A 22,307-nucleotide genomic window follows, 5' to 3' on the forward strand; every position below is an offset into this window, starting at 1 on the left:
ACGCTCAGGCCTGCCCGGAGTGATCCAGCGGTGTCACCGTCAGCCGCACGCCGAGTGCGCCAAGCACGCGCTGCACCGTGTCAAAACGGGGATGCGCGCCGGGTTTGAGGGCTTTGTACAGGCTCTCGCGGCCGAGGCCGGTCGACTCGGCGATGTGGGCCATTCCGCGTGCGCGCGCCACGGCCTGCAGTGCATCCTGGAAATGCACCGCGTCGTCGGCGGCCAGCGCCTCGGTGAGGTACACCGCAATGGCGGCGTCGTCGACCAGGTGGTCGGCAGGGTCGAAGGCGAGAAGGTGAGGCTTGCGCATGGAGAGATTCCTGGAGAGAGAGCCGCGTGGCAGTGCGCGCTAGAGCTGGTCGGCGATCCGTTGCGCCTTCTTGATGTCCGATGCCTGGCTGTCCTTGCTGCCCGCACAGAGCAGGATGATCAATTGCCTGCCACGCCGCGTGAAGTACACGCGGTACCCCGGGCCATGATGGATGCGAAGCTCGCTGACACGGCCGCCGACCGGCTTGACGTCACCTTCGAGCCCATGGGCCAGGCGCTGGATGCGTTCTGCGATGAACGCGCGCGCTCGCGTGTCGCGCAACCGGCGCAGCCACCTGTCGAAGTCCTCGGTTGCCCGCACCGACGTCATGACGATGAGTGTATCTGATTGGATACTGGTTGCAAGCGGGCAGATGCCCGCTGCACTCACCGCTTCGCGCAGGCCTTCTTGATCTCGTCTTCGATGCGCGGCGGCGCGGTGCGCCCGAAGGCTTCGCTGATGTCGCGGCGCACGCGCAGGTCGTCGCACTTTTCCGGGTCCACCGAGCCGTCGATGACCGTACCGCGCACCGCCGGCTGACCGCGGCCGGCATCGGCCTGCATGCGCCGGCGGGCGTCGTACAGCTCGCGCTGGGCGCGGGTGCGTTCTTCCCAGCTGAGTTTGGGGTCGCGGGTGATCGGCCGGGTCACGCCGGTGTCCTGCTCGGGCGGGCAGGGCACGGTCTGGTAGATGGTCTGCCCGCCGGCGGCGCATTTGTACACGCGCCCGGCATGGGCGCTGCTGGCCAGCGCGCACAGCGCCAGCGCAAGGATGGTCCGTTGCATCATTCCCCCTGTGGGCCACACCAGCCCGGAATGCGCGGCAGAATACGCGAACCAATTCACAAAAACACCCGGTCAATCCGTCAACCGGGCGGGGTGCCTACCAGTGCATCCACACCGTCAGGGCGTGCAGCAGCAGGCCGATCAGGCCGCCCACCAGGGTGCCGTTGAAGCGGATGAACTGCAGGTCGCGGCCGACGCTCAGTTCCAGCTGTTCGACCAGGTGGCGCTCGTCCCAGCCCTTGACGGTCTGCGCGATGTGCTGGGTGACACCTTCGCGCAGGCGGCTGGTCAGCCGTTCGGCGCCGTCCATCAGGTGCTGGTTGAGCGCATCGCGCAGCGACGGATCGTCCTGCAGCGCCTGCCCGACCGAGGCCAGGCTGCGGCGCAGGTGGCCGGCCAGCGCCGAGTCCTCACTGGACAGGTCCGCGCGCAGGCTGGCGTGGATGCGCTCCCACAGGCCCTGCACATAGTCCTGCACGGCCGGATGGTCGATGATCTGCTGCTTGATCTGGTCGATTTTCCCGGCCAGCGCCGGGTCGGTGCGCAGGCGCTGGATATAGTCGGCCAGCCAGGTTTCGTAATCCCGCCGCAGCGGGTGCTCGGGCTGGGCCAGAATCTGCTGCAGCTCGGCCAGCACCGCGTGCGCCATGCGCTCGGCCAGGCTGTCGCCGATCTCGTCGATCGGCTTGACCCAGTTCACGGTGCTGGCCAGCTTGGGCCACTCGCGCTGGATGTAGCGCACGATCAGCTCGGACGCGCGCTGCTTCACCGATTCGTTGTCCAGCCACTCGCTGACCCGGGTCAGGCCCTCGTCGAGCACGCGCTGGTGCCGGTTGTCGGCGGTGAGCAGGCCCAGCAGCTCGCCGGCGGTGGCCGCGGCGTTCCACTGGCGCAGCTGCTGGATCACAAAGCCCTGGATGCTGCGCCGTACCGCCGCCTCGTCCAGGAAGTCCAGCGCCTGCAGTGCCCAGCCGCGGGCCATGTCGGCCAACAGCCGCGACCGTGCCGGGTCGGCCAGCCAGCTGCCCAGCCGGCTGGCCGGATCGAACACCTGCAACCGCGCCAGCAGCGCCTGCGGCTCCAGGAACTGGTCGCGCACGAACACCGCCAGGCTGTCGGCGATGCGGTCCTTGCTGTGCGGAATGATCGCGGTGTGCGGAATGGGCAGGCCCAGCGGCCGCCGGAACAGCGCCACCACGGCGAACCAGTCGGCCAGCGCACCCACGGCGGCGGCCTCGCAGAACGCCGACACCCACGCCCAGATGCCCCGCTCGCCCTGCAGATGGCTGATGACGAAGCCGGCCAGCATGGCCAGCAGCATCGCCAGCGCGATAAGTTTAAGACGGCGCAGCTGCGCGCGGCGGGGATCGGGCGGAGAAATAGGCGTCATCCCTACAGTCTACCCACCCCCGTATGAGCACCCGGTAGTGCCGGCCGCTGGCCGGCAACCAGGCGAACCCCGACAGAACGGTAGTGCCGGGCTCTGCCCGGCAACCCCGCACCCCGTACCGAAGCCAACCGGTAGTGCCGGCCGCTGGCCGGCAACCCCGCACCCCGTCCGAAAGGCCACGGCGTTGCCCGCACGAAGGGCAGCCGGGCAGGGCCCGGCGTTACTCGGCCAGCTGCTTGCGCAGTGCCGCCAGCTGCTTGCGCAGTGCCGCCAGCTGCTGGCGCAGGGCGTCGTTTTCCAGCGTCAGCGCAATCACCCGCTGGCGCAGTTCGGCGGGGCCTTCGCCCAATGCGTTGAGCGCGTCGGCAATCTCGGCTTCGCGGCTGGGGTCCACCTCGGTGTCACCGTCGGCGCTGTGCAGCACCTCCTGCACCGGCTTGCGCGGCTTGCGCTTGGCCTCGCGCACGCGTTTGGCGGCCTGCTTCAGTTCGTCCTTGCCGCCCACGGCCGCAGCGCGCTGCTCATCCTCGGGCAGGTCGGCCACCGCCGCGGCGGCGCTGATCGAGATCACCCCGGTCTTCACCGCCTCCACCAGCTCCGGCGCGGCCTGCTTGTGGATGCGCTCGATCATCGTCACCTGGCTGCTGCTCAGGCGCGCTTCGCGGGCCATGTCGGCGCGGCTGACCTTCGGCGCCGGTGCCCACGGCGGGCTGTCCTCATCGCCCTCCGGGCTGGCATCGGCGATCTCGCCGTCGCTTTCCTTCTGCAGCTGGGCCTGCTCGGCACGATGGCGCTCGGCCAGGATGTCGCGCTTGCGCAGGGCCAGCACGCCGCGCTGGAAGTCGGAGACGCTGCGCCGCCCCAGGTGCTGCTCGATCATCCACAGGTGCACGTCGTCCATCGACTGGAAACGGGTGTTCTGCACGGTCTGGAACGGCAAGTCGTGCTTCTGGCAGATGCCGAAACGGTTATGCCCGTCCACCAGCACATCGCCCCACAGCACCAGCGCATCGCGGCAGCCTTCGGCCAGGATGCTGCGCTCCAGCGCGTCGTGCTCGTCGGTGGTCAGGGGATCGATGTAGGCCTTGAGTTCTTCTTTGACGACAATGTCCATGCAATCCGGTACGCGAGCCAACGTGACCGACCATTGTAATGGGGCGGGGTAGTCGCGTCCCGGTCGCCGGGTTCAGACAGGGCGGCCGGCAGGCATGGCCTCAGGCGGTGGCGTTGATCATGTCGCCCAGGATCTCCACGATGCGGTCGATCTGCGCCTTGTCGATGATCAACGGCGGCGACAGCGCGATCACGTCACCGGTGCAGCGCACCAGCAGGCTGCCCTCGCGGAAGCAGCGCTCGAACACCTCATAGCCACGCGCGCCGGGCGCATCCTTGCGCGGCATCAGCTCCACCGCGCCGATCAGCCCGAAATTGCGGATGTCCACCACGTGCGGCAGGCCGCGCAGGCTGTGCAGCGCCGATTGCCAGTACTCGCCCAGCTCGATGGCACGCTCGAACAGGTGCTCCTCGGCATAGGTGTCCAGCGTGGCCAGCGCGGCCGCGCAGGCCAGCGGGTGGGCCGAATAGGTATAGCCGTGGAACAGCTCGATGGCCGCCGGCGGGCCCTGCATGAAGGCCGCATGCACCGCATCGGACACCAGCGTGGCACCCATCGGCACCGCGCCGTTGGTGAGCCCCTTGGCCAGTGTCATCAGGTCCGGGGTCACCCCGAAGCGCTGCGCGGCGAATGCGTTGCCTACGCGGCCGAAGCCGGTGATCACCTCGTCGAATACCAGCAGGATGCCGTGCTGGTCGCAGATCTCGCGCAGCCGCTGCAGGTAGCCCGGCGCCGGCAGGATCACCCCGGCCGAGCCGGCGACCGGTTCGACGAACACCGCGGCGATGGTGGAGGCATCGTGCAGCGCGATCAGTCGCTCCAGGTCCTCGGCCAGCTCGGCGCCATGCCGTGGCAGGCCGGGGCTGAACGCATTGCGCTGCAGGTCCAGGGTGTGGCGCAGGAAATCGCTGCCGGCCAGCAGTGGCCCGAACTGCTTGCGGTTGTTGGGCAGCCCGCCAATGGACATGCCACCGAACCCGACCCCGTGGTAGGCCTTTTCACGGCCGATGAAGCGGGTGCGCTGCCCCTCACCGCGCAGGCGGTGGTAGCCCAGCACGATCTTCATCGCGGTATCCACCGCTTCGGAACCGGAGTTGCTGAAGAACACGTGGTTCAGCGGTGCCGGTGCCAGCGCGGCCAGGCGCTGGGCCAGCACGAACGGCAACGGCGTGCCCATCTGGAAGGGCGGGGCGAAGTCCAACGTGGCGGCTTGCTGCTGGATCGCCTGCACGATGCGCGGTCGCGCATGGCCGGCGTTACAGCACCACAACCCGGCCGCGGCATCCAGCACCGGGCGGTCGTCGACATCGTGGTAATACATGCCTTCGGCCCGCACCAGCAGGCGCGGTGACGCCTTGAACTGGCGGTTGGCGCTGAACGGCATCCAGAACGCGTCCATCGTGTCGGGGCGCTGCTGGGACAGGGACGACAACGGGTGTTCGGCACGGCGCATCGGCAACTCCGCAGGGAACCGGATGGTCACGACTCTATCGCAGATGCATCACGGCGCGGGGTGAGGACGGTGGGTATAAAGGGGGCCGATAGCCACTGCTGGAGACCCCGATGACCGCTGCCCGTACCCGCGAGGAATGGCAACGCCAGGCCGATGCGCTGGTGGTGAATGGCCAGGCCTTCATCGATGGCCGTTACGTGGACGCCGCCGATGGCGCGCGCTTTGCCTGCATCAGCCCGATCGACGGCCGCGTACTGGCCCAGGTGGCCGACTGCGGCAGCGCCGACGTGGAGCATGCGGTGGCCGCCGCACGCCGCGCCTTCGATGCCGGGCACTGGTCGCGCGCTGCGCCGGTCCACCGCAAGGCGCTCATGCTGCGTCTGGCCGATCTGGTTGAACAGCACGCCGATGAGCTGGCGCTGCTGGAAAGCCTGGACATGGGCAAGCCGGTGCGTGACGCGCGCCGGGGCGACCTGCCGGGTGCGGTGCGCTGCCTGCGCTGGACCGCCGAGGCCATCGACAAGGTGTACGGCGAGATCGCCCCGACCGCACCGGACACGCTGGGCCTGGTCAGCCGCGAGCCGGTGGGCGTGGTGGCGGCCATCGTGCCGTGGAACTTCCCGCTGCTGATGGCCTGCTGGAAGATCGCCCCGGCGCTGGCGGCCGGCAATTCGCTGGTGCTCAAGCCGTCCGAGCGGTCGCCGCTGAGTGCGATCCGGCTGGCGGCACTGGTCGCCGAGGCCGGTATCCCCGAAGGCGTATTCAACGTGCTGCCCGGCGATGGAAAGCGCGCCGGCGAGCCGCTGGCGCTGCACATGGACGTGGACGCGCTGGCCTTTACCGGCTCCACTGCGGTGGGCCGGCGCCTGCTGCAGTGCGCCGGGTTGTCCAACCTCAAGCGCACCTGGCTGGAGTGCGGCGGCAAGAGCCCGAACCTGGTGTTCGCCGATGCGCCCGATCTGGACAAGGCGGCCGAAGCAGCGGCCACCGGCATCTTCTACAACCAGGGCGAGGTCTGCACCGCGGCGTCGCGGCTGCTGGTGCAGCGCTCCATCCAGGACGAATTCGTGACCCGCGTGCTGGCCCATGCACGGCGCATGCAGCCTGGCCACCCGTTCGATCCGGACGCGCCGATGGGAGCGCTGGTCGACAACGCCCATGCCGGCCACGTGCTTGAGCACATCAACCGCGGCCAGGCAGAAGGCGCGCGGCTGCTGCTGGGCGGCAAGCGGGTGGAGGTAGTGGCCGGTGGCAGCTACGTGCAGCCCACCGTGTTCGACGAGGTGGACGCCGGCCACAGCATCGCGCGCGAGGAAATCTTCGGGCCGGTGCTGTCGGTGCTGGGCTTCGACCACGAGGCCGATGCGGTGCGGCTGGCCAACGATTCGCGCTACGGCCTGGCCGCCGGTCTGTGGACCCGCGACCTGGGCCGCGCGCATCGGGTGGCGCGCCAGCTGCGCGCGGGCAGCGTGTGGGTGAACCAGTGGGATGGCGGCGACATGACCGCCCCGTTCGGCGGCTACAAGCAGTCCGGCATCGGCCGCGACAAATCGCTGCACGCCTTCGACAAGTACACCGAGCTCAAAGCCACCTGGATCCACCTGGGCGAGTGACCGCGCCGGGCCGGCGTGCCGGCGGCGACGGTCACGTCTGCAACCATCGGCCGCAGCGTCGTGCGGCCATGGCAGAATCGGGCAGCTGCCCTTTTGCGTGTGCCCGATGTCGACTCCCGCTGCACCTGCTGCCAACTCCCCGCGCCGGATCCTGCTGGCCAGCCTGATCGGCACCACCATCGAGTTCTTCGATTTCTACATCTACGCCACGGCGGCGGTGCTGGTGTTCCCGCACCTGTTCTTCCCCGACAGCAGCGACGGCGCGGCCCTGCTGCAGTCGTTGGCCACCTTCGCGGTGGCCTTCATCGCGCGGCCGGTGGGCTCGGCGGTGTTTGGGCACTACGGCGACCGGATCGGACGCAAGGCCACGCTGGTGGCCGCCCTGTTGACCATGGGCGTGTCCACCGTGGCGATCGGCCTGCTGCCGACGCACGCCAGCATCGGCATCCTCGCCCCGGCCCTGCTGGCGCTGTGCCGGTTCGGCCAGGGCCTTGGGCTGGGCGGTGAGTGGGGCGGGGCGGTGCTGCTGGCCACCGAGAACGCGCCGCCGGGCAAGCGCGCCTGGTACGGCATGTTCCCGCAGCTGGGTGCGCCGCTGGGCTTCCTGCTGTCGGCCGGCATCTTCCTGCTGCTGGGGCGGGCGATGAGCGATGCCGACTTCCTGCAGTGGGGCTGGCGCGTTCCGTTCCTGGCCAGCTCGCTGCTGGTGGCGGTGGGCCTGTGGGTCCGCCTGAACATCCATGAGACCCCGCAGTTCCAGGCCGCGCTGGACCGCAACGAGCGGGTCAAGCTGCCCATGTGGACGGTCATGCGCGAACACGGCCTGACCCTGGTGCTGGGCACGCTGGGCGCATTCGCCACGTTCGTGCTGTTCTACCTGATGACGGTATTTACCCTGGGCTACGGCACCACCGTGCTGCAGTACAGCCGCGAGCAGTTCCTGCTGCTGCAGATGGTGGGCATCCTGTTCTTCGCGGCCGGCATTCCGTTGTCGGCACTGTACGGCGACCGTTGGGGCACGCGCCGCACCATGATCGTGGCCAGCGGCCTGATCCTCGCGTTCGGCATCGTGTTCGCCCCGTTGTTCCAGGCCGGCAGTCCCTGGCTGGTGCTGGGCTTCCTGTCGCTGGGGCTGTTCCTGATGGGCCTCACCTACGGCCCGTGCGGCACCTTCCTGGCCGAAATCTACCCGGTGCAGGTGCGCTACACCGGGGCGTCGCTGTCATTCAACCTTGCCGGCATCCTGGGCGCGGCCCCGGCGCCCTATGTGGCCACCTGGCTGGCCGAGCGCTTCGGCCTGCTGGCGGTGGGCTTCTACCTGTGCGGCACCGCGCTGGTGACCATCCTGGCGCTGCTGGCCATGGGCCGGCGCGCGGCCGTCAGCGGAAGAAGCGCTTGAGCGTGCGCCCCAGCCAGCCACCCTGTTGGTGCTCGCGGGCGAACTGGTTCAGGTGCAGCTTGACCTGCGGCGCATAGGCCTTGTCGTCGCCACGGATGTGGTTGAACAGCCAGCGCGACAGCATGGTGCGCAGTTCGTCGCTGATGTCTTCGCCGGCCTGGAAGCGCAGGCGGTACTCGGCCACGCGCTTGATGAAAATCTCATGCACGCGCTTGTGCGCCGCACAGAACGGGTAGCCGGCTTCCTCCATCAGCTCTTCCTCGAAGGCGAAGTGCGACATGGTGTAGTCCACCAGTTCGTCGATCACCTCGGCCACCGCCAGCCGCTGCAGGCTGGTCTGCGCCACGTGCAGGTGGTTGAGCATCTCCACGATCCGCATGTGCTGGTGGTCGATGACGTCGATGCCGATGTTCAGGTCGTCCTGCCAGACCAGAAGTGCCATGGTGCGTTCCCTGTGGTGTTCAACTGGGAACGACTCTAGGTCGATCGCGACACGCTCGCGTTGATCTCGATCAAGGCGCCAGGGCGGTTTCCCGGGCGGCACTGGCCACGCTGGTACAGCTCACCCGGTTGCGCCCGCCAGCTTTGGCCAGGTACAGCTGGCGGTCGGCCTCGGAGATCAGACGGTGCAGGGAATCGCGCTGCGGGCGCAGGCAGCACAGCCCGATGCTGACGGTCATGCGCAGGGTGGTGTCGCCCAGCTTCACCTCCAGCGCGGCAATGCGCTCGCGCAGCATTTCGAAGTAGCCACGCGCCTCGTCTTCCTCCAGCCCCGGCACCAGCAGGCAGAATTCCTCACCGCCGAAGCGGGCGATCAGGTCCTGGTCGCGGGCGTGGCCCGCCACCGCAGCGGCCACGGCGCGCAGCGCATCGTCGCCGGCCTCATGGCCGTGGGTGTCGTTGATGTGCTTGAAGTGGTCGATGTCGATCATTGCCACCGCCACCAGATCATCGTTGTGGTGCAGCTGCGGCAGCTGGCGCTGGCTCTGTTCCAGGAAGCTGCGCCGGTTCGGCAGCCCGGTCAGGAAGTCGCGCGTGGCCAGGTCCTGCAGGGTGCCGATCAGCTCCAGCTGGTCCACGTTCTGCGACACGCGACAGAAGAACTCTTCGCGTGAGAATGGCTTGCGCAGGAAGTCGTTGGCCCCGTTCTTGAGGAAGCGCGGGATCAGCGAGGGGTCGGTGTTGCCGGAAATGCCGATCACCGCCACCTTGTCGCGCGAGCGCAGGGTGCGCAGCCGGCGGGTGAACTCCACCCCCTCCATGCCGGGCATCTCCTGGTCGACCACGGCCAGCCGGATCGCCGGGTGCGCCTCGATCGCCTTCAAGCCCTCGGCGCCGTCGGCCGCCTCGTACACGGTGTGGCCGTACATGCGCAGCAGCGAGGCGGCGTACATCCGCGCCGACATCGAATCATCCACCACCAGGGCCGCGATGCGCCGGTTGCGCTCCAGCCGCTGCACCAGCCACACCAGGTAATCGATGCTGCCGGGGGTGTTCTTCAGGACGTAATCGATGATCTGCTGCTGCAGCACGCGCTTGCGCAGGTCTTCGTCGTAGACGCCGCTGACCACCACCGTGGGCAGCCCGCGCGACAGAAAGAACTCCACCACGTTGTCGCGGTCACCATCGGCCAGCACCAGCCCGGTCAGGACCAGGAACCAGCCCTGTTCCTCGTCGAGCAGCCGCCCGGCCTCGGCCAGGCTGGTGGCCACGAACACCGGCAGCTCCAGCCGCTGCTCGATCGCCTCGCGCAGCATGCTGGTGAAGGTGCGCGAGTTTTCCACCAGCAGGATCCGCTGGGGTAAGGCATCACCGGGGTCGCTGTCGAAAGCGCCCTGCAACAGAGCCGGCATGTGGCGTACGCTCGATTTCGAGTGGGTCGGCAGATATAGCGGCGATTTCACATGCAACTTTAGGGTGGATTGGCTGGCCGTGCCGCGGTGCCGGTCGGGACGGGCGATGCTGGAGGGCCCATGCTGTTGCGCCGGTGGGACCCTTGGCGCCAGGCAGTGCCTCTGAAACCCTCTGCCGCGCGCTGCATGGACCTGACGGCACTGTACGGGACTGATGCCCACTCTGGCGCGGAGAAACAACCGGGGTCATTACTCTTTAGGAATATTGTCAAGGAATATGTACCCGCGGCAACGATAGAATCGTCTGGCCGTTTCCATTTCTTATCCTATGGAGGTGCTTGTGCGAATTTACCGCGTTCGTGATGTGGTTCTGGTCGTTAGCCTGCTCTCGATGCCGTTTGTCGCGGCAGCCGCCTGCTGTCCGAGCGATGGCAACGGCATTGCGTTGGCCAAAAGCGGTATGGGTGAATCGCTTCCATTGGTGGTCAACCTGAGCCAGGATCCCAACTGGCTCGTGTACGGTTTCGAGCGCGATGGAATCTCGTATTACCAGGTAAATGATCTTGCAGGCCAGGTGCGCGTGATCGTGGGCAAGATCGACGATCAATTCTTCACCTTGCCGGCCGGGAAGAGCCCCGCACGGACGTCGTTGCCGTCCCAGCGTCTGGTCGTGCCGGGCAACGCCGTGCGCCGCGAGGTGTACAGCCGTGCCGAGTTTGCGCTGGTGGTGTACGGCGAGGGCAATGACGCCATCTGGTCCGTCGAGGTTCCCGCAAGCGGCGGTTGAGGGTCCCTTTGGTCCAGCCGTGAGCCGGAAACGGCTGAATCTGGTCCAGACCACCGCAGATATCTACGACCCATGGCGATCTGGTCAGCGCCTCATGTCTGCCACTGCCAGAGGCGCCGACAGGCGCGAACCCACGGTGTCCCGGGATTTCAGACGCGGCTCTTGCCGGGTCTGCCATCAGAACCGTCCGGAATCGATTCTGGTGGCACCGCCGCCATAGGCGAGTATCCGCTCCGCCAGTCGCCCCCGTGGTACGTGCTTCTGTCGCTTCGGAAAGTGCACGTTCTTGAGCAGCGAGAGGTCAAACGGAATGGGCAAATGTTCCCAGGACTGGAGATAGTATCGCTGGCGCATTGACGGGATTCTGGAGGCCAGAATGCGTCTTTCTCGCTGATGCTGTAATGCGTTGTCCGCCAACGTGGGCTGGCCCATCGGGAGTTTGCGACGAGGGCGCCCGCAGCCCACGGGCTTCAACGCCGAATGCTGTTCAACCGGTCGGTGGCTTGGCAGTACCATCGCCGGACATCCCTAAACCAGAAACGACTCGGAGGTTAATGTGCGGCTTTCCACTCTTCGCAACGCAGCAGGTATTCTGATCCTGGCGGCTATTCCCATGATCGCATCGGCCCAGTCCGACGATCACGGGGTACAACTGGCCAAGCGCGGTCTCGGCCAGTCCCAGCCGATGGCTCTGGACCTGAGCCTTGATCCGAACTGGCGTCTGTACGGATTCCAGCGGGACGGAATTTCCTACTATCAGATCAATGATCTGGCGGGTAGGGTGCAGGTGATCATCGGTAGCGCAGATGATGTGTTCTGGGTGCTCCCGGCTGGCGAGAGCACGGCGAAGGTATCGTTGCCCACGCAGCACGTTCAGTTGCCTACGGGCGTCACGCGTTCGCTGGTGTACAGGGGGGCTGAGTTCTCCCTGGTGCTGTATGGAAGTGGCGCCAATGCAGTGTGGTCTGTAGAAGCCGGCCAGTGACATAGGCAACCGCCTGCAGGTGGCAATGACCACCTGCAGGTCCTGGCCCGTTTCGGATGCTCAGGTTAGTGCTTGCTGACTGCCCAAGCCTGCCACACCAGCTTGATCCAGCGTGCTGGACTGCATGGCCGCGGCACTTGAACTTGTTGATGTCTCAAACAGCGCCATTCTGATTCGATTGCGTCTGCACTGAACGACACCACTGTAGGCCAGGGTTCGGCCTGCCAGGCGCTCTGTCGCCAACGCGACTGTCGCGTCAGACAGACTGCGCCGGGAATCGAGCAGGCCCACCGTGAGTACGATTCCGCTCTGGTGTCCAACGCGTCCGCAACGCGCGCGGACACGCACCTGCCCGGATTCGCTCTTCAGCAGGAGCGACACGGCCTCGGTCAGTGTTCGATACGTTGCCAACTGCAGCTCAACGCTCAATCGACAGGGATCGCCGCCAAGCTGTGGCCGAAGCACCCGTGCCGTGAGCTCCCATGCCTCTCTCACGCCGCCGGCCTGTAGGGCGACATATAGGCCCAGATGCTCCAGCGACGTGGGATACACCATGCTGGTCTGCTCGCGGAACTGGCGCGAATGCACGGCCGACGTGTGCAGCAGGCTGGTCGCAATCGTATGATGCCCCTGTTGCTTCAACCAGCTCACAATCTCGCCGAGGGACATGTCGATGCCATCCCCGAGTCTGCGCAGATGAAGCGCACGCTCGCGCAGGTCCATTTCACTGGCGATATGCGAGGTCCGCGCGAGTTTGATGGCGTTTTTTCCATCGAAGTCGCGAATTCTGTATTGGTGGTAGTAGTGCGTGATCCGAGAGCCAAGCACGAGCAGCGCGGCACCGGTGATCGCCATGATCTGCTGCGTGGCGAATGTTGCCGCGTCGAATGACGTTGGCGAGGGGCTGGCCATCGTCAGCCCGAGGACGAGGTTCAGTGCCGGGACGCTGATCGCGGCGCCGCGCCAGCCGTGAAGACAGGTGAGCGCGATGGCGGGCAGCGCCATCAGTAGTTGCAGGCTGGTCTTGGCGGCGGACGACTCCGTTGGCACAAGTGTCGCAAGAAGTCCCAGTGCGATCATCGTACCAAGGCCGGCTATCGTCGCGGTAGAGAAACCAGGCTTGTTCTCGCGGTCGCTGCTTTGACGCATCCAAAGCAGAACAAGCGGGGCAATCGTCAGAATGCCGATGAAGTCGCCCACCATGTAGCGGGCCACACTGGTGAAGTACGGCGTTACGGGGGGGATCGGCCACAGCAGCTCGGAAAGACTGCGGTTGATTAGGGAGACGACAATCGCGCTTGATGCCGCCAGCGATATGAGCCAGATGTTGGTTGTGGCGTGCACCAGCTTCTGATGAAGGCGGGTCAGCAGCATCACCGCCGGCATCAAACTGGCCGACGCCAGAATCACCCAGGTGAGCCCGTACTTTTCGACCATCGGGTAACGCATCTGCGCGAAGTAGGCGTATTCGCCCAACAACAGATAGGGCCACAACCGCGGCGGGCACAACAGAACCGCTGCTACACGAACGCCAGCGGGCAGGTAGAACTGATCCAGTGACAGTTGGCGCGCGGCCCAGCAGGCGATGGCGTACACAGCAGCCAACACGAATCCAGCCGGACGAATGTGAAGGTTCACCTGAAGCCCGTCTTTCCACCAATCCAGTCGCACGCGTTCCCTCCCGTTCGTGCCCAGCCAGCGTCCATGCACTGGACTATTCCGTTCAGACAGGACGGTATCGGCAGAAACCGGTTTATGCAATTGCAGACAGCAATTATCAGAATCGGATCAAGTGCGGATGCGTTGTTGGTCGTACCAACATGGCATTTACAAATGAGATGGTCATCTCAAATTCCGGTCGCCTTCACCACAGCGCATCCCGCAGTTTGTACCAGGACATCGCCGCCACCAGCAGCGGCGTGCGCAGCAGCCGGCCGCCGGGGAAGGGGCGGTGGGGGATGCGTTCGAAGACATCCAGGCGCGCGTTCTGCCCGGCGATGGCCTCGGCCAGCACGGCGCCGGCGAGCCCGGTCGCGGCCACGCCATGGCCCGAGAAGCCCTGTGCGAAGTACACGTTGGGGGTCAGCCGGCCCCAATGCGGCGCGCGGTTGCGGGTGATGTCGACGTAGCCGCCCCAGACCTGTTCCATGCCCACGTCGGCCAACTGGGGGAACACCTGGTGCATGCGCCGGGTCATCACCCCGCGCAGCCCGGGTGGCGGCAGGGCGGAGTAACTGGCGCGCCCGCCGAACAAGAGGCGGTGATCGGCGCTGAGCCGGAAGTAGTCCAGCGCCCAGCTGACATCGGCCACGGCCATGCCGTTGCGGATCAGCGACCGGGCGCGTTCGGCACCCAGCACCTGCGAGGCGCCGATATAGGTGCCCACCGGCATGATCCGCGTTTCCAGCTCCGGGGCGATGCCCTGCAGCCAGGCGTTGCCGGCGATCACCACGTGGTCGGCGCTGATGCTGCCGTGAGCGGTGCGCAGCTGCGGACGCGGGCCCCGCACCAACTGGATGACCGGCGATTGCTCGTGGATGACCACGCCCAGGCCTTCTGCCGCGCGTGCCAGGCCCTGTGCATAGGCCAGCGGCTGCAGGTGGCCGCTGGCCGCATCGAACATGGCGCCGGTGTAGCGTGGGCTGTCCAGCTGCGCCTGCAGTTGAGTGCGGTCCCACCACTGCAGCGGATAGTCGTAGCGCTCGGCGAGGTCGAGCAGCCCGGCACGCAGTGCGCGTTCCTGGCGGGCGGTGATCGGCACGCTGGCGTGGCCATCGTGCCAGTCGCAGTCGATCTGGTAGTGCTGCAGGCGGTGGCGGAGCAAGGCCATGCCGTCGCGCGAATAGTCAAACAGCAGCCGCGCGTCTTCGGCGCCCACCAGCTGTTCCAGCGTATCCACTTCACACCCGTAGCCGACGATGGCCTGGCCGCCATTGCGCCCGGAAGCGCCCCAGCCCACCCGGTGCGCTTCCAGCACGCTGACCCGGTAGCCGCGCTCGGCCAGCGACAGCGCTGCTGACAGGCCGGTGTAGCCCGCGCCCAATACGCACACATCGGTAGCGTGGTCGCCGGCCAGGGCCGGGCGCAGCGGTTGCGCCGGCAGGCTGTCGGCATACCAGCTGGATACATGGTCCTGGCCAGCGCGGCTCACGGCGTGCACCTGCAGGGGGCGGTGGGGACGTCAATCATGGTGACAGCATGCCAGCAACGATGCGCGGTGACAGCGCGCAGTCTGTCGCAGGCATCGCAGCCGGCATGTGAGGGCGCATGCCCCCGGCAAGGCGTGTTGCGCCACGCCCGGCCACGGCGCTACCGTGGCAACAGGTCATCGGAGCATGCCGCATGGTCGCGCCCCCTTGGGTTGGCCTGCCCACCGACAGCACGCCGCTGGGCCACCACCGTTTCGCGGTGGCCGGTGAGAAGTACGTGCATGCGCTGGCCGTGGCGGCCGGTGCCACGCCGGTGCTGCTGCCCAGCCTGCAGCCCCCGTTGCCGGCCGCGCACTGGCTGGACCGGCTCGACGGTCTGTTGCTGACCGGCGCAGTGAGCAACATCGAGCCGCATCACTACGGCGGTGCGCCCACATGGCCGGGCAACCGGCACGACCCGGCGCGCGACGCCAATGCGCTGTCGCTGCTGCAGGCTGCATTGGAGCGCGACATGCCGGTGCTGGCGATCTGCCGGGGTTCCAGGAAGTGAACGTGGTGCTGGGCGGCACCTTGCATGCGCGCGTGCACGCGGTGCCCGGGCTGGCCGATCACCGCGAGGACCCGGCCGCGCCGGTGGAGCAGCAGTACGCACCGGCGCACGCCGTGCAGTTGACCGGCGGCGGCTGGCTGGCGGCATGGGCCGGCGCAGACCGTGTGAAGGTCAATTCGGTGCACGGGCAGGGCATTGATCGCCTCGCCAACGGCCTGCGGGTGGAGGCCCGCGCCGACGATGGCCTGGTGGAAGCCGCGCGCAGCGACGCCCACACCTTCGTGCTCGGGGTACAGTGGCACCCGGAATGGCGTGTTACCGAGCATCCCTTCCATCACCGCATTTTCCAAGCCTTCGGCGATGCTTGTCGCCGTTACTCCTGCAAAGCAGACCGGTCATGACCACCCGAACGCGTTCGCGTAAAGCCACAGCCCCGCGCAAAGCGGCCTCTTCTTCGCGCAAGGCCGCACCGCCGCCCGTGCCCGAAGAAAGCACGCTGCTGCGCTGGCTCAAGGACCGGCGCATCACCGAGGTGGAGTGCCTGGTACCGGACATCACCGGCAACGCGCGCGGCAAGATCATTCCGGCCGACAAGTTCTCGCACGATTACGGCACGCGCTTGCCGGAGGGAATCTTCGCCACCACGGTTACCGGCGAGTTCCCGGACGACTACTACGAGCTGACCTCACCGTCGGATTCGGACATGATCCTGCGCCCGGATGCCGACACCGTGCGCATGGTGCCGTGGGCCACCGATCCGACCGCCCAGGTCATCCATGACTGTTTCACCAAGACCGGCGAGCCGCATGAACTCGCGCCGCGCAATGTGCTGCGGCGCGTCCTCAATGCCTATGCCGAACTCGGCCTGCGCCCGGTGGTGGCGCCGGAGCTGGAGTTCTTCCTGGTGCAGAAGAACACCGACCCGGACTTCCCGCTGCTGCCGCCGGCCGGCCGCTCCGGGCGTCCTGAAACCGCGCGGCAGTCCTACTCCATCGATGCAGTCAACGAGTTCGATCCGATCCTCGATCTGATGTACGACTACTGCGATGCGATGAAGCTGGACGTGGACACGCTGATCCACGAATCCGGCGCGGCACAGCTGGAGGTCAATTTCACCCACGCCAATGCGATGGATCTGGCCGACCAGGTGTTCCTGTTCAAGCGCACCATGCGGGAGTCGGCGATGCGCCACGGCATCTACGCCACCTTCCTGGCCAAGCCGATGGAGAACGAGCCGGGCAGTGCGATGCACATCCACCAGAGCCTGCTGCGGATCAGCGACGGCAGCAACGTGTTCACCGGCGAGCACGGCGGTGAGGATTTCAGCCCGTTGTTCGGGCACTACCTGGCCGGCCTGCAGAAGTACGTGCCGGCGGCGATGGCGTTCTTCGCGCCGAACGTGAACTCCTACCGCCGGCTGATGTTCGGCGAGGTCTCCCCGAGCAATGTGCACTGGGGCTTCGACAACCGCACCTGCGGGCTGCGCGTGCCGCTGGATACGCCGGAGAACATGCGGGTGGAAAGCCGGTTCGCCGGCTCGGATGCCAACCCCTATCTGGCCATCGCCGCCACCCTGGCCGCCGGCCTGCTCGGCATCCGCGAGCAGGGCTCCCCCACCGCGCCGATCAGCGGCAGCGCCAAGGAACTGGGCTACGACCTGCCGCGCTCGCTGGGCGAGGCCCTGGACGGGCTGGAAGGCTGCCCGGAACTGCGCGAGATGCTGGGCGAGCGCTTCTGCCGGGCCTATGTGTCGGTCAAGCGCAAGGAATACGAGACCTTCTTCCGCGTGATCAGCTCGTGGGAGCGTGAATTCCTGCTGCTCAACGTCTGAATGGCGCCGCGTCGCCAGATCCGGCATGGCCGTGAGGGCCATGTGCTGGGAAAATGTGGGCATGCCCGTTAGGCTGGCACCCGTTGTGCCGGTCTGGCCGGTTCCCCCACCTCGCACCTGACCTGTGGAGAGTCCGATGAAGCTGCGAATCCTCACCCTCGGCATTGCCGTATCCGTACTCAGCGCCTGTGGCGGCGGCAAGTCCGACGACGACAGCAAGGTGCTGAACGTCTACAACTACAGCGATTACATCGCCGAAGACACCATCCCGAACTTCGAAAAGGCCACCGGCACCAAGGTGACCTACGACGTGTTCGACAGCGATGAGATGGTGGAAACCAAGCTGCTGGCCGGCAACAGCGGCTACGACGTGGTGGTGCCGACGCTGAACTTCTTCGGCCGCCAGATCAAGGCCGGCGTGTTCCTGCCGCTGGACAAGAGCAAGATCCCGAACCTGGCCAACCTCGACCCGGACGTGATGAAGCGCATCGCCCAGCAGGACCCGGGCAACGAGTACGGCGTGCCGTACATGATCGGCACCACCGGCATCGGCTACAACGTGGAGCTGCTCAAGCAGCGCTTCGGTGGCAGCACCGACATCGCCAACAGCTGGGACCTGATCTTCAAGCCCGAAAACATCGCCAAGATGAAGGACTGCGGGATCACCATCCTGGACACGCCGTCGGACATGATCCCGATCGCGCTGCACTACCTGGGCGAGGATCCGCACAGCCAGGACGCGGCCACGCTGCAGAAGGCGGCCGACCTGCTCAAGGGCATCCGCCCCTACGTGCAGAACTTCCACTCCTCGCAGTACGTGGGCTCGCTGGCCAATGGCGGCACCTGCCTGGTGGTGGGCTGGTCGGGTGACATCATCCAGGCCCGCGACCGCGCCGCCGAAGCGGCCAACGGCGTGACCGTGGCCTATTCGATCCCGCGCGAGGGCGCCCCGCAGTGGTTCGACATGCTGGCCATTCCCAAGGATGCCAAGCACCCGGAGGCCGCCTATGCCTTCATCAACTACCTGCTGGAACCGAAGGTGGCCGCGGCCAACACCAACTTCATCCACTACGCCAACCCGGTGACCAAGGCCACCCCGCTGGTGGACGAGGCGATCCGCACCGACCCGACCATCTACCCGCCGGCCGACGTGGCCGCCAAGATGTTCACCTACTCGATCAACACGCCGGAGGTGGACAAGCTCTACACCCGGTTGTGGACCGAGGTGAAGACCGGTCGCTGAGCGGACCTGCGTGCCCCTGCAACGCCGGCCCCCGGGCCGGCGTTGCCGTTTCCGGACGGGCAGGGCACTGGCCCGGCCGGGGCCGTGAACGTCCGGATCCCCGGCGGGGCACAGCATGACGCGGCCACCACCGGTAAAATGCCATCCTCCCCCCGTCCGCTGCCGCTCCTGGAGCCGCCCCCCATGCCATTTGATGCCAAGCCGGAAGGCGAGGTCGTGCCGGTCCTCGAGCCGGGCTATCTGTCCATCCGCGCGCTGCGCAAGGAATTCGACGGCTTCGTCGCGCTCGACGATGTGAGCCTGGACGTGCGCAAGGGCGAAATCTTCGCCCTGCTCGGCGGTTCGGGCAGCGGCAAGTCCACGCTGCTGCGCTGCCTGGGCGGGTTCGAAACCCCCACCAAGGGCAGCATCGAGCTGGATGGCCAGCGCATCAACGACCTGCCGCCGTACCAGCGGCCGATCAACATGATGTTCCAGTCCTACGCGCTGTTCCCGCACATGACGGTGGAACAGAACATCGCCTTCGGGCTGAAACAGGACGGCCTGGCCCGCGATGCGATCCGCACCCGCGTGGGCGAAATGCTGGAGCTGGTGCAGCTGGGCAAGCTGGCCAAGCGCAAGCCGCACCAGCTGTCCGGTGGCCAGCAGCAGCGCGTGGCGCTGGCGCGGTCGCTGGCCAAGGGGCCCAAGCTGCTGCTGCTGGACGAGCCGATGGGCGCGCTGGACAAGAAGCTGCGCTCGCAGATGCAGCTGGAGCTGGTCAACATCATCGAAACCTCGGGCGTGACCTGCGTGATGGTCACCCACGACCAGGAAGAGGCGATGACCATGGCCACCCGCATCGCGGTGATGGACGCCGGCTGGATCCAGCAGGTGGGCAAGCCCGATGAAATCTACGAGCAGCCAGCCAACCGCTTCGTGGCCGAGTTCATCGGCTCGGTGAACCTGTTCGACGGGGTCATCGACGAGGACCTGCCGGAGTACGTTACCGTGCGCACGCCGCTGTTCCCCGCGCCGATCTACGTGGCCCACGGCATCACCGGCTACGAAGGCCAGCCGGTGGCGTTCGCGCTGCGCCCGGAGAAGGTGATGATCGGCAAGGACGAGCCGGCCGGGGACACCAACAAGGCGCAGGGGGTGATCGAGGAGATCGCCTACTTCGGCAGCCATTCGGTGTACCACGTGCGCCTGCCCAGCGGGGCCAAGGTGCTGTCCAACTTCGCCAACTCGCAGCGCTGGGCCAGCGACGGGCTGACCTGGGGCGACAGCGTGTGGGTGTGCTGGCGCGACAACGACGGCGTGGTGCTCACCGCATGAACGCCGCCGTCTGGAAGCGCTGGCTCCCCGGCACCCGCGGCAGTGTAATCGCCGCGCCCTACCTGTGGCTGCTGCTGTTCTTCGCGGTGCCGTTCGTGATCATCCTGATGATCTCGTTCGCGCGTACGCAGGTGGGCTCGCCGCCGTACACCTGGCTGCTGGAATACGTGGACGGGGCGTTCTCGCTGAAGCTCAACCTGGGCAACTACGCGGCGCTGGTGAAGGACAGCCAGTACGTGCTGGCCTACCTGAGTTCGATCAAGATCGCGGTGATCGCCACGCTGTTCACGCTGCTGATCGGTTACCCGATGGCCTACGTGATTTCGCGGATGTCGCCGGCCGCGCGCAACGTGGCGATGATGCTGGTGGTGCTGCCGTCGTGGACCTCGTTCCTGATCCGGGTGTATGCGTGGATCGGCATCCTGGACCGCAACGGGCTGCTCAACCAGCTGCTGCTCAAGCTCGGCGTGATCGATGCGCCGCTGCAGATCCTGTACACGCCGACCGCCGCTTACATCGGCATCGTGTACTGCTACCTGCCGTTCATGGTGCTGCCGCTGTACGCGAACCTGGTCAAGCTGGACAACCGTCTGCTGGAGGCGGCCTACGACCTGGGCGCCAAGCCGTGGCAGGCGTTCCTGCGGATCACCTTGCCGTTGTCGCGCACCGGCATCATCGCCGGCTGCATGCTGGTGATGATTCCGGCGGTGGGCGAATTCGTGATTCCCGAGATGCTGGGCGGTCCGGACACGCTGATGATCGGGCGGGTGCTGTGGGGCGAGTTCTTCAACAACCGCGACTGGCCGACGGCCTCGGCGGTGGCGATCGTGATGCTGCTGTTGCTGCTGGTGCCGATCCTGCTGTTCAACCGGGTCCAGCAGCGTGAGCTGGAAGGGAAGCTGGCATGAGCATGGTGCGCGGCAACCGGTGGCTGAGCTGGTCGGTGCTGGGGCTGGGCTTCGGCTTTCTGTATCTGCCGATCCTGCTGCTGATGATCTATTCGTTCAACGAATCCAAGCTGGCCACGGTGTGGTCGGGCTTTTCCACGCGCTGGTATGGGGAGCTGTTCAACAACCGGCAGATTCTGGATGCGCTGTGGATCAGCCTGAAGGTGGCGTTCTGGACGGCCTGTGCGTCGACGGTGCTGGGCACGATGGCGGCGATGGTGATGACGCGTTTCAAGCGGTTCCCGGGCAAGACGGTGTTCGGTGCGCTGATCACCGCGCCGTTGGTGATGCCGGAGGTGATCCTGGGATTTTCGCTGATGACGCTGCTGGTAGCGATGGGCGGTATTCCCGGCTTTCCGGCACGCGGGGTGACGAGCATCTGGATTGCGCATGTGACGTTTACGCTGTCGTTCGTGACGGTGGTGGTGTCCTCGCGGCTGCAGGAGCTGGACCGGTCGCTGGAGGAAGCGGCGATGGATCTGGGGGCGGGGCGGTTGAAGGTGTTTCTGCAGATCACGCTGCCGATCATCGCCCCGGCGCTGGTGGCGGGCTGGTTGTTGGCGTTTACGCTGTCGCTGGACGATGTGGTGATTGCGAGTTTCGTGGCGGGCCCGAGTTCGACGACGCTGCCGATGAAGGTGTTCGCGTCGGTGCGGATGGGGATCAAGCCGGAGATCAATGCACTGGCGACGCTGATGGTGCTGGCGGTGTCGGTCGCGGCGGTGGTGGGGTGGTTCGTGACGGCCCGCGGCGAGAAGCGCCGCCAGCGCGACATGCAGATGGCGTTGCAGGATAAGGGGTGAGGGGGCGCGGCTGTTTGTTGAAGCAACGGCAACAGCAACAGCAACAGCGGGGCTGCATGTTCTGAGTGGCGTCGGCGTGGGTGGGTTGGCGGGACACGCCGTGAATCCCGCTCCGCGGTCCGGCCCAGCCGCTGGCGGCTGTGCGTTCAGTCGCATGCGAGGCAGTGCCTCGCAAGCAATGCGCCTTCACCCCTGGAGGCTCGTGGGCGCCATCCATGGCGCCCAACGGTCCCGCCAACCCACCCACGCCGACGCCCGACAGAATGCTTGCCCTTTTGTTGAAGGCGCAGGGCAACGGCGCAAGGCAGCTGCCGCGTTGGGGGGAGGGCTGGAGCAGGACGGTGTTCCACCGTCCCAGCCGGGCAGAGCCCGGCTCCACCCATCACGATCCGATCCGCACCGACCCCATCCGTCCCGATCCGCACCGACCCCATCCGTCCCGATCCGCACCGACCCCATCCGTCCCGATCCGATCCGATCCGATCCGATCCATCCCGATCCATCCCGATCCATCCCGACCCGCGTCGCGCCGATCTGATCCGCACCGCACGGATACGCGCCGCGTAGAGCCGGGCTCTGCCCGGCTGCTCTTCTCTCCCCAATCAAACCGGTCGGCCGGCTCTTGCTCTTAGTGCGGACACGGCCAACTGTCTGGGCATGGTGCGGGTGGGAGGCCGGGACCGTCATGCGCCATGGATGGCGCATGCGAGCCTCCATGGATGGATTCACGGCGTGTCCCGGCCTCCCACCCGCGCCGTGCCAAACAGGTAGCAGTGAA

At 66.7% G+C, this 22,307-nt stretch carries 19 protein-coding genes and 1 pseudogene; 10 read left to right on the forward strand and 10 right to left on the reverse strand.

The features are described 5' to 3' along the window. Window positions 1-4: 4 nt before the first annotated feature. The 6 genes from AC6CHL_RS09635 to aptA all read right to left on the reverse strand — a co-directional run bounded on the left by AC6CHL_RS09635 (window position 5) and on the right by aptA (window position 5,052). Window positions 5-310 (reverse strand): addiction module antidote protein, encoded by a 306-nt coding sequence (locus tag AC6CHL_RS09635; RefSeq protein WP_038689351.1) that lies wholly within the window; start codon window positions 308-310, stop codon window positions 5-7. Window positions 311-349: 39 nt separating this feature from the next. Continuing rightward, window positions 350-640, reverse strand: coding sequence for a type II toxin-antitoxin system RelE/ParE family toxin (locus tag AC6CHL_RS09640; protein WP_128098155.1), 291 nt, complete (start codon window positions 638-640; stop codon window positions 350-352). Between the two features lie 56 nt (window positions 641-696). Further along, the gene (locus AC6CHL_RS09645) at window positions 697-1,095 is read right to left on the reverse strand and encodes a DUF4124 domain-containing protein (RefSeq protein WP_181406228.1); all 399 of its coding nucleotides are present in this window, start codon (window positions 1,093-1,095) and stop codon (window positions 697-699) included. A gap of 97 nt (window positions 1,096-1,192) precedes the next feature. Continuing rightward, the gene (locus AC6CHL_RS09650) at window positions 1,193-2,485 is read right to left on the reverse strand and encodes a DUF445 domain-containing protein (protein WP_038689349.1); all 1,293 of its coding nucleotides are present in this window, start codon (window positions 2,483-2,485) and stop codon (window positions 1,193-1,195) included. 220 nt (window positions 2,486-2,705) lie between these two features. Continuing rightward, window positions 2,706-3,599, reverse strand: a complete 894-nt coding sequence (locus AC6CHL_RS09655) for a plasmid replication/partition related protein (protein ID WP_498294246.1) — start codon at window positions 3,597-3,599, stop codon at window positions 2,706-2,708. A gap of 100 nt (window positions 3,600-3,699) precedes the next feature. Beyond that, window positions 3,700-5,052: an omega-aminotransferase AptA gene (gene aptA / locus AC6CHL_RS09660; protein ID WP_498294247.1), complete on the reverse strand. Its 1,353-nt coding sequence runs from the start codon at window positions 5,050-5,052 to the stop codon at window positions 3,700-3,702. 110 nt (window positions 5,053-5,162) lie between these two features. Between aptA and AC6CHL_RS09665 the strand changes: the two genes are divergently transcribed. Together AC6CHL_RS09665 and AC6CHL_RS09670 are read left to right on the forward strand one after the other, a co-directional pair. Further along, entirely contained in the window at window positions 5,163-6,665 is a 1,503-nt protein-coding gene (locus AC6CHL_RS09665; RefSeq protein WP_498294248.1) for an aldehyde dehydrogenase, read from the forward strand. Window positions 6,666-6,771: 106 nt separating this feature from the next. Further along, a complete protein-coding gene (locus tag AC6CHL_RS09670; protein WP_448133336.1) occupies window positions 6,772-8,064 on the forward strand; it encodes an MFS transporter in 1,293 nt (430 codons plus the stop codon). Here AC6CHL_RS09670 and AC6CHL_RS09675 read toward each other — a convergent pair. After that, entirely contained in the window at window positions 8,045-8,506 is a 462-nt protein-coding gene (locus AC6CHL_RS09675; RefSeq protein ID WP_038689338.1) for a bacteriohemerythrin, read from the reverse strand. The genes AC6CHL_RS09670 and AC6CHL_RS09675 overlap by 20 nt on opposite strands. Before the next feature lie 70 nt (window positions 8,507-8,576). Further along, window positions 8,577-9,917, reverse strand: coding sequence for a GGDEF domain-containing response regulator (locus AC6CHL_RS09680; protein ID WP_038689337.1), 1,341 nt, complete (start codon window positions 9,915-9,917; stop codon window positions 8,577-8,579). A gap of 340 nt (window positions 9,918-10,257) precedes the next feature. Between AC6CHL_RS09680 and AC6CHL_RS09685 the strand changes: the two genes are divergently transcribed. Both AC6CHL_RS09685 and AC6CHL_RS09690 read left to right on the forward strand, forming a co-directional pair. Then, window positions 10,258-10,704 (forward strand): hypothetical protein, encoded by a 447-nt coding sequence (locus tag AC6CHL_RS09685; protein WP_498294249.1) that lies wholly within the window; start codon window positions 10,258-10,260, stop codon window positions 10,702-10,704. A 556-nt stretch (window positions 10,705-11,260) separates the two neighbouring features. After that, a complete protein-coding gene (locus AC6CHL_RS09690; RefSeq protein ID WP_498294250.1) occupies window positions 11,261-11,689 on the forward strand; it encodes a hypothetical protein in 429 nt (142 codons plus the stop codon). Window positions 11,690-11,749: 60 nt separating this feature from the next. Here the strand turns inward: AC6CHL_RS09690 and AC6CHL_RS09695 are convergent, their stop codons facing one another. Both AC6CHL_RS09695 and AC6CHL_RS09700 read right to left on the reverse strand, forming a co-directional pair. After that, window positions 11,750-13,360 (reverse strand): MASE1 domain-containing protein, encoded by a 1,611-nt coding sequence (locus tag AC6CHL_RS09695; RefSeq protein WP_498294251.1) that lies wholly within the window; start codon window positions 13,358-13,360, stop codon window positions 11,750-11,752. A 193-nt stretch (window positions 13,361-13,553) separates the two neighbouring features. After that, the gene (locus tag AC6CHL_RS09700; protein WP_463600682.1) at window positions 13,554-14,849 is read right to left on the reverse strand and encodes an NAD(P)/FAD-dependent oxidoreductase; all 1,296 of its coding nucleotides are present in this window, start codon (window positions 14,847-14,849) and stop codon (window positions 13,554-13,556) included. Between the two features lie 182 nt (window positions 14,850-15,031). Between AC6CHL_RS09700 and AC6CHL_RS09705 the strand changes: the two are divergent. The 6 genes and pseudogenes from AC6CHL_RS09705 to AC6CHL_RS09730 all read left to right on the forward strand — a co-directional run bounded on the left by AC6CHL_RS09705 (window position 15,032) and on the right by AC6CHL_RS09730 (window position 21,529). Further along, window positions 15,032-15,789: pseudogene (locus AC6CHL_RS09705) on the forward strand (gamma-glutamyl-gamma-aminobutyrate hydrolase family protein). Continuing rightward, window positions 15,786-17,219 (forward strand): glutamine synthetase family protein, encoded by a 1,434-nt coding sequence (locus AC6CHL_RS09710; protein WP_038689327.1) that lies wholly within the window; start codon window positions 15,786-15,788, stop codon window positions 17,217-17,219. Before AC6CHL_RS09705 ends, AC6CHL_RS09710 begins: the two are co-directional and overlap by 4 nt. Window positions 17,220-17,355: 136 nt before the next feature. Then, window positions 17,356-18,462: a polyamine ABC transporter substrate-binding protein gene (locus AC6CHL_RS09715; RefSeq protein WP_498294252.1), complete on the forward strand. Its 1,107-nt coding sequence runs from the start codon at window positions 17,356-17,358 to the stop codon at window positions 18,460-18,462. Window positions 18,463-18,645: 183 nt separating this feature from the next. Next, window positions 18,646-19,779 (forward strand): ABC transporter ATP-binding protein, encoded by a 1,134-nt coding sequence (locus AC6CHL_RS09720; protein WP_038689323.1) that lies wholly within the window; start codon window positions 18,646-18,648, stop codon window positions 19,777-19,779. Then, on the forward strand, window positions 19,776-20,687 hold the full coding sequence (locus AC6CHL_RS09725) for an ABC transporter permease subunit (RefSeq protein ID WP_038689321.1): 912 nt from the start codon (window positions 19,776-19,778) through the stop codon (window positions 20,685-20,687). Before AC6CHL_RS09720 ends, AC6CHL_RS09725 begins: the two co-directional genes overlap by 4 nt. Beyond that, entirely contained in the window at window positions 20,684-21,529 is an 846-nt protein-coding gene (locus AC6CHL_RS09730; RefSeq protein WP_463600684.1) for an ABC transporter permease subunit, read from the forward strand. The genes AC6CHL_RS09725 and AC6CHL_RS09730 overlap by 4 nt, the downstream gene beginning before the upstream one ends. The last annotated feature ends 778 nt before the right edge of the window (window positions 21,530-22,307 follow it).

This window comes from Stenotrophomonas sp. GQ19 (genome assembly GCF_059758695.1).